Origin of the sequence: Methylobacterium sp. B1, assembly GCF_000333255.1 — a bacterium.
Taxonomy (GTDB): domain Bacteria; phylum Pseudomonadota; class Alphaproteobacteria; order Rhizobiales; family Beijerinckiaceae; genus Methylobacterium; species Methylobacterium fujisawaense.
The window spans coordinates 1-8,393 of sequence record NZ_BACT01000039.1; the positions used below are offsets into that span (position 1 = coordinate 1).

At 71.6% G+C, this 8,393-nt stretch carries 8 protein-coding genes and 1 pseudogene; 2 read left to right on the forward strand and 7 right to left on the reverse strand.

All coding sequences use genetic code 11. The features are described from left to right. The 3 genes and pseudogenes from rfbD to rfbC form a co-directional block, all read right to left on the reverse strand. Positions 1-797 (reverse strand): annotated as a pseudogene (rfbD, locus tag I53_RS01045) (dTDP-4-dehydrorhamnose reductase); the annotation flags it as partial. Next, the gene (gene rfbB / locus I53_RS01050) at positions 797-1,846 is read right to left on the reverse strand and encodes a dTDP-glucose 4,6-dehydratase (RefSeq protein ID WP_043345764.1); all 1,050 of its coding nucleotides are present in this window, start codon (positions 1,844-1,846) and stop codon (positions 797-799) included. The gene rfbB and the pseudogene rfbD, both read right to left, overlap by 1 nt. 91 nt (positions 1,847-1,937) lie before the next feature. Then, complete coding sequence (gene rfbC, locus I53_RS01055) at positions 1,938-2,489, reverse strand: dTDP-4-dehydrorhamnose 3,5-epimerase (protein WP_043345777.1); 552 nt, start codon at positions 2,487-2,489, stop codon at positions 1,938-1,940. Between the two features lie 175 nt (positions 2,490-2,664). On the opposite strand from rfbC, the gene I53_RS01060 reads away from it, so the two are divergent. Further along, positions 2,665-3,576: a hypothetical protein gene (locus I53_RS01060; RefSeq protein WP_043345767.1), complete on the forward strand. Its 912-nt coding sequence runs from the start codon at positions 2,665-2,667 to the stop codon at positions 3,574-3,576. Between the two features lie 8 nt (positions 3,577-3,584). On the opposite strand, the gene I53_RS33600 is transcribed toward I53_RS01060, so the two are convergent. The 4 genes from I53_RS33600 to queE all read right to left on the reverse strand — a co-directional run bounded on the left by I53_RS33600 (position 3,585) and on the right by queE (position 6,435). Then, the gene (locus I53_RS33600) at positions 3,585-4,208 is read right to left on the reverse strand and encodes a DUF4339 domain-containing protein (protein ID WP_043345768.1); all 624 of its coding nucleotides are present in this window, start codon (positions 4,206-4,208) and stop codon (positions 3,585-3,587) included. A gap of 101 nt (positions 4,209-4,309) precedes the next feature. Then, on the reverse strand, positions 4,310-4,480 hold the full coding sequence (locus tag I53_RS34750; protein WP_251982172.1) for a hypothetical protein: 171 nt from the start codon (positions 4,478-4,480) through the stop codon (positions 4,310-4,312). Continuing rightward, positions 4,477-5,592 carry a hypothetical protein gene (locus tag I53_RS01075; RefSeq protein ID WP_251982173.1) on the reverse strand — a complete coding sequence of 372 codons (1,116 nt, stop codon included), beginning with the start codon at positions 5,590-5,592 and terminating at the stop codon, positions 4,477-4,479. The genes I53_RS34750 and I53_RS01075 overlap by 4 nt, the downstream gene beginning before the upstream one ends. Before the next feature lie 210 nt (positions 5,593-5,802). Further along, positions 5,803-6,435 (reverse strand): 7-carboxy-7-deazaguanine synthase, encoded by a 633-nt coding sequence (gene queE, locus I53_RS01080; RefSeq protein WP_043345774.1) that lies wholly within the window; start codon positions 6,433-6,435, stop codon positions 5,803-5,805. Positions 6,436-6,700: 265 nt separating this feature from the next. On the opposite strand from queE, the gene I53_RS01085 reads away from it, so the two are divergent. Continuing rightward, entirely contained in the window at positions 6,701-8,233 is a 1,533-nt protein-coding gene (locus I53_RS01085) for a D-alanyl-D-alanine carboxypeptidase family protein (RefSeq protein WP_051044599.1), read from the forward strand. Positions 8,234-8,393: the final 160 nt, after the last annotated feature.

Here is an 8,393-nt window from a genome sequence, read left to right on the forward strand (position 1 = left end):
CGGTGGACAGGCGCGAATTGGCCCGGCCGCCGGGCCGGTGTCGGATAGGCGGAAGTCGGGATGCCCTTGACCGGCACCGAGCGGCCGCCGCGGCGGGCCGAGCCCGCCACGATCGCCTCGGCGAAGCCGCACCATGTGGTGTCGCCGGCGTTCACGCAGTGAAACGTGCCGGTGGGAGCGTCCGCCTCCCCGGCCATGCGCTGCGCGATCGTCGCGAGGGCGGCGGCGAGGTCGGTGGCCGAGGTCGGGCAACCGTGCTGGTCGTCGACGACGGTCAGGGCATCGCGCTCGGCCGCGAGCCGCAGCATCGTCTTGACGAAGTTGCCCCTGTGCGGGCTCACCACCCAGGCGGTGCGGACGACGGCGTGGCGCGGGTTGCCGGTGCGCACTGCCAGCTCGCCGGCGGCCTTGCTGGCGCCGTAGACGCTCTGCGGATCGATCGGCGCGTCGGGCGCGTAGGCCCCGTCGGGCTTCGTGCCGGCGAAGACGTAGTCGGTCGAGACGTGGACCAGCGGGATGGATTGCGCTGCCGTGGCGGCCGCCAGGATCGCCGGCGCGAGCGCGTTGAGGCGCCACGCCGCGACCACATCGGACTCGGCCTTGTCGACGGCCGTGTAGGCGGCGGTGTTGATCACCGCCCGGTAGTCGCGCGCGGCGAGCGCCGCCGCGACGGCGTCCGCGTCGGTGATGTCGAGATCCGCGCGGCCCGGTGCGTGCACGCGGACGCCGTCCGGCCAGGACAGGGCCTGCAGCTCGGTGCCGACCTGGCCCGCGCCGCCGAGGACGAGGATGTCCATCAGCCGTTCAGTCCCAGGCGCTCGCCCTTGTACCGGCCCTCGCGGATCGGGCGCCACCAGCCCTCGTTGGCGAGGTACCAAGCGACGGTCTCCTCCAGCGCCTGCTCGAAGGTCTTCTGCGGGCGCCAGCCGAGTTCGGCCTCGGCCTTGGTGCAGTCGATGGCGTAGCGCCGGTCATGGCCCGGGCGGTCGGCCACGAAGCTGATCAACTGCTCGTGCGGGGCGTTCTGCGGACGCAGCCGGTCGAAGGCCGCGCACAGCGCCTTCACCACCGCGAGGTTGTTGCGCACCGCCCGGCCGCCGAGCAGGTAGGTCTCGCCGATCCGGCCGCGCTCCAGCACGGCGACGAGGCCCTTGGCGTGATCCTCCACGTGGATCCAGTCGCGCTCGTTCAGGCCGTCGCCGTAGACCGGCAGCTTCTTCCCCTCCAGGGCGTTCAGGATCATCAGCGGGATCAGCTTCTCAGGGAAGTGCCGCGGCCCGTAATTGTTCGAGCAGTTGGTCACCAGCACCGGCAGGCCGTAGGTCTCGTGCCAGGCGCGGGCGAGGTGGTCGGAGGCCGCCTTCGAGGCCGAGTAGGGCGAGCGCGGATCGTAGCGGCTCTCCTCGGTGAAGAACGCGTCCGGCGGCAGCGAGCCGTAGACCTCGTCGGTGGAGACGTGGAGGAACCGGAAGCTCTTTTTGTCCGCCTCCGGCAGGGCTTCGTAATAGCCCCGCGCCCCATCCAGCATGGTCTGCGTGCCGATGACGTTGGTGCGCACGAAGGCGCCCGGATCGGTGATCGAGCGGTCGACGTGGCTCTCGGCGGCCAGATGCATCACCGCCTGCGGCTTGAAGTCGGCGAAGGCCTTCTGCACGGCGGCGCGGTCGCAGATGTCGGCCTCGACCAGGCGATGGCGCGGGTCGTCGGCGAGCGGCGCCAGCGAGACCGGGTTGGCCGCATAGGTCATCGCGTCGAGGGTGCAGACGTCGTGGCCGAGATCGTTGACGAGGTGCAGCACCAGCGCCGAGCCGATGAAGCCGCAGCCTCCGGTCACCAGGATGCGCATGGCGTGTCACCTCTTCGGATAGGTCAGAAACGGAATAGCCGGGCAGCGTAAGACTGGCCGGCGTGACGAAATTGCGGCCGGGCCGCGCGGCTCAGAAGACTTGGCCGAGATCGGCGAGGCGCGGGGCGCGGCGATCCTTGTCGGACAGGATCGCCGCCTCGCCCGAGACCGGCCACGGGATCCCGACTTCGGGATCGTTCCAGGCGAGCGCCCGGTCGTGCTCGGGGCTGTAGTATTCGTCGACCTTGTAGGCGACCATGACGTCGGGGGTCAGGGTGCAGAAGCCGTGGGCGAAGCCGTGCGGGATGTAGAGCTGATCGCCCGTCTCGGCGTCGAGGGTGACGGCGACGTATTTTCCGTAGGTCGGCGACCCGCTGCGGATGTCGACCGCGACGTCGAGGATCGCGCCCTGGAGCACGCGGATCAGCTTGGCCTGGGCCCGGGGCGCGATCTGGAAGTGCAGCCCGCGGATCGTGCCCTGCGGCGCCGAGAAGGACTGGTTGTCCTGTACGAACGGCGTCGTGATGCCGACCCGCGCCAGGGCGTCGGCCCGGAACGTCTCGGAGAACCAGCCCCGCGTGTCGCCGAAGCGCTTCACCGCGATGCGCTTCACGTCCGGGATCTCGGTCTCGATGACGTCCATGCCAGCGCCCTTCTTGCGGATCCCGTCGCGAGGTCCAGCGGACGTCTCCGCATCGGTCGTTCCGGGCCGCGCGCCCGCCTTGCCGACCACAACCTCGGTGATGCCCCGCGACTTCCGGTCATTCGCCGTCCGTGTCAAGGCGTGCCCGCTGCGGTGGCGTGCGTGCGAGGAGCCGATGACGGCCGGACCGGGATCCGCGGTGGAGACCCTGCTGCGGGCCCAAATGGCCGATCCGGCCTGCACGTGGAGCCTCGGCAGCTACGGAGCCGGCGCCGTCTTCGCGCGGGACCCTGACGAGGCGGCCCGGCCCCTCGAGAATGGGGGGATCGGCATCGTCACGGTCCGGGGCGCCCTCGCCCTCGTGGTGCCGCCGGATCTCAGGCCGTTCGCCTACGAGACCGGTTTCAACGACGGCTGGAGCCAAGCGGTCGCGCTCTGCCTCCCCGAAGCGGCCTGTGCCATGGGCGGGCGCACCGTACTGACCGAGCTGGGGCCCGATGCGGCGGCAATCCGGCCGCAGGACCGCGCCGCGTCCCTGTTCGACCTCGGCCTCGGCCTGCGCGCCGTGGATGCCTGCCTGCGGGTGGCCGATCCCGAAGGCATCGGTAGGCTTCGGGCGCTGGCGGGCCGGCCGCTCCTGGCGTCCGGCGATGCGGGAATCCTGCGGTCGCTCGCGGCGCACCTGGACCGGGTCTTCATCACGCGCTGCGGGCGCATCGAGGTCTTCGCCCCGGGGCCCGATCCGGCCGAAGCGGGGTCCGGACCGCAGAGCCACGTCCTGCCGCAGCTGCTGCGGCTCGGACGGACCCATGCGGCCACCGCGCCGATCCCGCAGGGCTGGGTGCCCTGCGGCGCGCTCCATCCGGCGCATCCGGCCCGGGACCGGCCCGGTCGGCCGATCCCGTTCGATGCCGGACGCCACGCGGCGTTCGCGCTGGTGCTCGACGCCTGGGGCGATCCCGCGCTGGTCGCCCTGCGCCGCACGATCCTGGCCGGGCAGGATCCCGACCCGTCGCACGTCGACGGACGGTTCGCCCGCCTGGCGGTCCGAGCGGCGCGCGCCCAGCGGAGGGCCATGGCCGGCTGAGCGGGACGTCACAGGTCCGGCGGCGCCGGCACGAAGGGCGGCGCCAGCTCGGGATGGCCGCCGGCCGGCATCCACGCTCCCCCGAGCGGATGGATCGGCGTGTCCGCCCGCAGGGCGCCCGAACGCGCCATGCCGACGAGCGCGGAGAGCGGGAACGGCCCCGTCACCGCGTCGCGATAGAGATAGAACCGCATCGCCGTCTCCTCCGGCGGGGCCGGCGGCGTCCGATCCACCAGGCGCAGCAGGGCGTCGGTCGCGAAGGCCGCCGGATCGACGGTCGGGAGGTGACGCTCGGCCTCGCCCCGGGCGACCCCGAAGAAGGCCGCGACCTTGTCGAGGCCGGCCTGAGCAGCGGCTTCCTCGAAGTCCAGACTCCCGCGTGTGGCGAGCACGGCTCGACTCAGCGCCGAGTAGTTCAGCGAGAACAGGGCCGTCATGGCGGTGCGGTCCGGGCCCGGCGGCGCCTCTCTGCGCATCTTGTGCAGGATGCGCGGCGACGTGCGCCCGGGAACCTGACCGTCCTGGTCGAAGGTCCCGATCGCGATCGTGCCCTCCGGCACGCGGATGGCGGCCGCCAGTGCCTCGACGAAGGGCCGGAATTGCGAGCCCTCGGCGCTCAGGAACGGCTCCATCCATCCGGAATCCTGAATGAGCACGAGCTGATGGGCGGCGGCCTGGACCGGGGGCGACCAGAGGACGACCAGCGCGAGCGCCGCGCGGGTCGGAAGCGACCTCAGGCCGTCTGATGCCGCAGCGCGTGGCAGCTGCGCCCGGACCGGGTCCAGAGGTACAGCGCGTTGTCGTGCAGGAGCGCGTCGGCGTCGCCGCGTGACGCCACCTCCAGGGTGATCGGAAGGCGGTGGAGGCCAACCCCGTGGGCGTGGTGCAGGACGTGGCCGATCACCGGTTCGCGGAGAGCGGCGCCCTTGAGGAATCCGGCGCGCGGAGCGTCGATGTCCACGGCGAGGAGCACGGTATCGCGGGGCAAGGCCAGCAGCGGAACGAGGAGAGCGCCCGCATGCGCTCCGAGCGTGAGCGTCTCGGCCGGCGGCTGCCAGGGCAGGTCGAAGCGGTCCGCGCCCCAGTAGGCACGGGTCCGGCGGCGAGGCGCGGCCCGTCGAGGGGGCGGAGCGTCCGGTCCGGCGTCACTGCGGCGAGGTGGCAGCGACCCTCCAGGATGCCGAGCTGGTGGTGCTGGTCGGCCCGGTCGCGCCACGGCGCCTGCGCGGTGATCGGCGCGAAGCCGTCCGGCCAAGCGACGAAAGCCGCGCCTGCGCCGCCCGCCCGGAACGCGACGAACCCGTCGGGTCCAGTCCAGAACATGTCGCCCAGGCGGTTTGTCCAGGGACCTGAGAACCGGCTTCCGGACGCGGATCTGTCGAGGTCCAGCAGGGCGAGGGCATCCGAGCCGACCGTGCCGCGGCACAGGATGAGCCGCCCGTCCCGTTCGGCCAGGGCGAGGAGGTCGATCCCGTCCCAGCCCGGAGCGGAGAGAAAGCGCAGGCGCGGCAGGCCCGCTTCGCCGGAGGCGAGGCGGAGACCGAGTTGCGGAAGTCCTGCCGAGACCAGCGCGTCGGCGGTGGTGTAGGCGATCCCCGCGGGAGACGCCGTCGGCGTGGTTCGCGGTGCAGCGGCGGGCAGACGGCCTGGCGGCAGGAACGTCCGGCCGTCCCAGGTGTCCAAGGCGCCCAGGTTTTCCTGAAACAGGTGGAGCGCGGCCGGGCGCCCGGCCCGGAGCAGCACCGGCACGCCGCTCGGCAGGGGAAGCTCGGTCAAGCTGCCGCGGTCGATCTCGAGCGTGGCCGGCTCCTCGGCGGTTGCGGGGTTGCGCAGGATCTCGCCGGTTGCCGGTGCGTGGGTGAAACGCGCTGGATAGGGGCGGGCTTGGGTGTCCCGCCGGATGCCGAGCTGGGCGATCCGCGCGTCATCGGCGGCGATGCGGATTTCGTTTATCTCGGCCGCCACCGGTACCCCGCCCCGGAAATGCCAGAGCTGACGGCCAGACAGGTTCGTCACATGCGGATCGGGATCGACCGGCCAGATCCCGTGGCATTCGGAAGCGTGCGCATTCCGCGCTGGCGCGGAGATGATCCGCGGCTGTGAGAAAGATCCATCGGCGCTCAACGGCCCTGTTCCGCAGATGCAACACAGGGCTGATCGTTTCCGATTCTCCGCGCGATGGGAAGAGCACTGTCGAGCGGCGTCCCCCGTCTTGCGCTGATCTTGTCAGGGAATGCCAATGATCTTGTGGGTTTGCAGCGACAGCCGCCAGCGGGCATCGCGGCGGCAATAGGCGATCGCCGCCTCCGTGCTGGCGGCGCGGTCCGGCCCGTCCATGGGCTGGAGGAAGCGGTGCTGGAATGCGAGCCCGACGAAAGCCGCCGGATCGGCGTCCGCCTGCGGATAGACGAGCTTCAGTTCATGGCCGGAGGTCTGCGCCAGGGCGTTGCTTCCCTTGGGGCTGACGCAGATCCAGTCGATACCGGGCGGCGCGGGCAAAGTCCCATTGGTTTCGATCGCGATCTCGAACCCGGCCGCGTGGACGGCCTCGATCAGGGGCGTGTCGAGCTGGAGCAGCGGCTCGCCGCCGGTGAAGACGACGTAGCGGTTCTCGGCGCCTCCCGCCCAGGTGGCGGCGATCGCGTCGGCGAGCGCCGCCGCATCCGTGAAGCGGCCGCCGCCCTCCCCGTCCATCCCGATGAAATCCGTGTCGCAGAATCGGCAGGCCGCTGACGCGCGGTCGGCTTCGCGACCGGACCACAGGTTGCAGCCGGCGAAGCGGCAGAACACGGCGGCGCGGCCGGCCTGGGCGCCCTCACCCTGAAGTGTGTGGAAAATCTCCTTGACCGCGTAAGCCACAACTGTCCCAGTCACGTCCGCGCGCGGTCCGCTCCGCGCTCTGACTGCACATAAGCCGTGCCTGTCCGGTGGGCCACCGACAACCGCGCCGAGCAGACGCGCGGTGCGATCTCGCCTTGCTCTTGCCATGGTGGACTCGTTCATGCCGAGATGCAGTCCGGCGACCGCTTTCGGCCGGCCGGGTTGCGCCGCTCTCCGGCTGGCCGGCCGGAAAACCGACGCCCCGCGGCGTCGACCAGGCGATCCTCTGATGAGTCGGGCTCGAATGTCCTCTTCTCTCTACCGACGCGTCACCGTCGGGTTTGCGGCGCTGACGGGTCTGCTCGGGGCGGGCCTGATCGGGATCGGCGCCGCGAATGCCGTGACGGTGCCGATCCTCGTGGCGGACGTGGATTCCGGCAAGGTGATCTACGCGCAGGCGCCGACCGATCCCTGGTATCCGGCCTCGATCACCAAGCTGATGACCACCTACGTCGCCCTGGATCTCGTGCGGCAGGGCAAGGTCTCGCTCGACTCGATGATCACCATCTCGGCCGCCGCCGCCGCCGAGCCGCCCTCGAAGATGGGCTTCAAGCCGGGGACACAGCTCACCCTCGACAACGCCCTGAAGATCATCATGGTCAAGTCGGCGAACGACGTCGCCTACGCGATCGGCGAGTCGCTCGGCGGCACCGTCGACAACTTCGCCGCACTGATGAACGAGACTGCCCAGCGGATCGGCATGCATGACAGCCGCTGGTACAATCCCAACGGCTTGCCCGATCCGCGGCAATGGACCTCCGCCCGCGACATGGCGGTTCTCGCCCGGTCTCTGATCCGCGATTTCCCGGATTCCCACGACCTGTTCTCGATCTCGGCGATCCAGTTCGGCCGCGCCGTGATGGCGAACCACAACGGGCTGCTCGGACGCTATCCCGGCACGGATGGCATGAAGACCGGCTTCATCTGCTCGGGCGGCTTCAACGTGGTGGCGACCGCCACGCGCAACGGTCGGCGGATCGTCACCATCGTGATGGGGCAGCCGAGCCCGCGCGAGCGCGACGTGAAGGCCGCCGACCTGTTCGACTACGCCTTCGGCCAGAGCGCCGGCTGGACGAGCCCGACCCTCGACGCGCTCCCGGCCTCGGCCTTGTCCGCGCCGCCGGACATGCGCCCCTTCATCTGCGGCGGCAAGAAGCCGCCGGCCATCGAGGACGGGGCCGGCGCACTGAGCGCTCCCGGTTCCGCCGCGCAACTGATCGGCGGCTCGGCGGCGAATTCGCCGGCGCTGGCGCTGGCCGCCTTCTCCAATCCTGCCCTGCGGGCCCGCTCCCTGCCGCCGCGGGCGCCGCTTCAGCCGATCGCCGTCTGGATCGGCCGCAACCCGGCGGAAGGCCAGAACATCCTCGACGCGCAGGAGGCCGAGCAGAAGGCCGCCGCCGCCAACACCCGCGCCGCCAAGCTCGAGGCCGCCAAGGCCAAGCGCGCGGCGGCCCTTGAGGCAGCCAAGCAGGCCCAGGCGGCCCGGCTCGAACGCGCCCAGGCCGCGAAGGCCGCCGCCAAGACGGCCCCGAAGGTCGCCGCGAAGCCGGGTCACGGCGTGCCGCGGAACGCGAGCGCCTACACGGCCGACGAGACGCCCGGGATGCCCGAGGCCAAGCCCGGCAAGGGCCTGACCAAGTCCGCGCCGAAGGCCGCCGCCCACAGGTCCGGGTCGACCAAGGGCGAGACCAAGCCCGATGCCAAGCCCGATGCCAAGGCGGCGGCCAAGGCGCCGGCCAGGAAGCCGGCCGCCAAGAAGGCCGCGGCGGACGAGTAGGCCATCGCGGGTGTCCGGCGTGGCGCCGCGTTGCCGCGGAGCCCGACGCACCCCACTTCGCCGCCTATGTCAGACACCATCGTGCCCGCTCCGGACCCGCGTCGCCCGGAGCCCATCCCGCTGACCGTGCTCACCGGCTTCCTCGGCGCCGGAAAGACCA

Coding starts and splice junctions, on each gene's coding strand:
- rfbB (WP_043345764.1), bottom strand. CDS start 1,846: ATGCGCATCCTGGTGACCGGAGGCTGCGGCTTCATCGGCTCGGCGCTG.
- I53_RS01060 (WP_043345767.1), top strand. CDS start 2,665: ATGACGGCCGGACCGGGATCCGCGGTGGAGACCCTGCTGCGGGCCCAA.
- I53_RS01085 (WP_051044599.1), top strand. CDS start 6,701: ATGTCCTCTTCTCTCTACCGACGCGTCACCGTCGGGTTTGCGGCGCTG.
- I53_RS33600 (WP_043345768.1), bottom strand. CDS start 4,208: ATGGAGCCGTTCCTGAGCGCCGAGGGCTCGCAATTCCGGCCCTTCGTC.
- rfbC (WP_043345777.1), bottom strand. CDS start 2,489: ATGGACGTCATCGAGACCGAGATCCCGGACGTGAAGCGCATCGCGGTG.